Origin of the sequence: Kitasatospora sp. MAP5-34 (genome assembly GCF_029894335.1) — a bacterium.
GTDB lineage: Bacteria > Actinomycetota > Actinomycetes > Streptomycetales > Streptomycetaceae > Kitasatospora.
Genome location: NZ_JARXZC010000099.1, coordinates 1 through 1,784, shown reverse-complemented (window position 1 = coordinate 1,784; position 1,784 = coordinate 1). Strand labels below are relative to the sequence as shown.

The following is a 1,784-nucleotide window of genomic DNA, read 5'->3' as shown; positions in this document are numbered from 1 at the left end:
GCTAGCCCTGTCCTTCGCACATGACTCTTTGTGGCGATTCGTAGTCCTCGGTGGTGTCGTCGCCGGGATGTGCGCGTTGATGGTGGCGTGCCTGTCTTCGTCGGTCGCGACCGTTCCCGTGTGCAGCGTCCCCGAGCCGAGCTTCTGATCACCGCGGTGGTGGAGAAGCGGCTCGGGGCGCTGCCGGCCTGTGCGCATTTCCTGCGCCGGCTGGACGTCGCCGGCATCATCGACGGACTGTGCCCGGTGCGCGATGTCGCCCACCTTACCCACGGACAGGTCGTCGAGGCGTTGATCGCCAACCGGCTGTCCTCGCCGACGCCCCTGTTCAAGGTGGCCCGGTGGGCCGAGCAGTGGGCTGTGGAGGACGTCTTCGGCATCCACGCCGACTTCCTCAACGACGACCGCATCGCCCGCGCGCTGGACGCCATCGCCCCGCACCTGGACGAACTCGTCGGCTCCATCGGGGCCAAGGCGATCACCGAGTTCGGCATCGACGCCTCACGCTGCCACTGGGACATGACCAGCGTCTCCCTCTACGGTGCCTACGAGAACCCCGACAGCGACTACCCGGTGGTCAAGTTCGGGCACCCCAAGGACCGGCGCACCGACCTGAAGCAGATCCAGGCCGGACTGGCGGTCACCGGCGACGGCGGCATCCCCGTCACCCACCGCGCCTTCAGCGGCGGAGCCGCCGAGGTCTCCCAGGTCACCGGCGCGATGACCGCCCTGCGGCAGATCGCGAAGCGCCCGGACCTGCTGCTGGTGGGCGACAGCAAACTGCTGACCTACGACAACGTGTCCGCGATGACCGCCGAAGGCGTCCACTTCCTGGCCCCGGCTGCCGCCGCCAGCGTCGACAGTGCCGTCTACGCCGCCCTGGACCTGCAATCGGCCGAACCGGTCGACTACACCGCCGAACGCGACGCCGACAAACCAGCCGACCAACGCGCCGCCTACCGGGTCCTGGAGGACGAGTTCACCTGGAAGGGCCGGCGCAAGAAGGATCCCGCGCTGACGATGCGCCGGATCCTGGTCCACTCCAGCTCCAACGCGACCGGACAGCTCAAGGCCCGCACCAAGAAGCTGACCCGGGCCCGCGAGGACCTGGAGAAGATCCAGCGCAACCTGGGCACCCGCCACTACCCCGACGCCAAGAAGGTCGCCGACACGGTCGCGGTGATCGCCAGGAAGCGCCGCGTCACCGCCTACCTGCACACCGATGTCGGCACCAGCCCGGACGGGAGACCCACCCTGACCTGGTCCTTCGACCAGGACGCCATCGACGCCGAAGCGGCCGTCGACGGCTGGTACACGCTGCTGACCAACCTGCCGGCCGACCAGGCCACCGCAGCCCAGGTCCTGTTGCACTACAAGGGCCAGGGCGCCGTCGAACGCCGCTACAGCCACGTCAAGGGCCCCTTCGCGATCGCGCCGATGTTCCTGCAGAACAACCGCCGCATCGCCGCCCTGATCACCGTGATCTGCCTGGCCCTGCTGGTCTTCTCCCTGATCGAGCGCCAGGTCCGCCAGGCCCTGGGCGACCAGCGCACCATGCGCGGCCTCCAGCCCGGCAGCAACCAGGCCCTACGGCCGACCGGCGAACTGATCCTGACCGCGCTGTCCGACCTGCGCATGCGCAGCGGCACCGCCACCAGCCCACCCGTCGTCCTGGTCAGCGAAGGCATCCAGGCCCGACTCCTCGACATACTCGAAGTCGACCCAACCCACCCCCGCTGGCTCGACACACGTTTCCCTATGTGCGAAGGACACAGCTAGCCGGC

The 1,784-nt window shown here is 68.8% G+C and carries 1 protein-coding gene; it reads left to right on the top strand.

All coding sequences use genetic code 11. The features are described 5' to 3' along the window. The first annotated feature begins 120 nt into the window (after nucleotides 1-120). Entirely contained in the window at nucleotides 121-1,779 is a 1,659-nt protein-coding gene (locus P3T29_RS32520) for an IS1634 family transposase (RefSeq protein WP_280720281.1), read from the top strand. Nucleotides 1,780-1,784 lie beyond the last annotated feature (5 nt).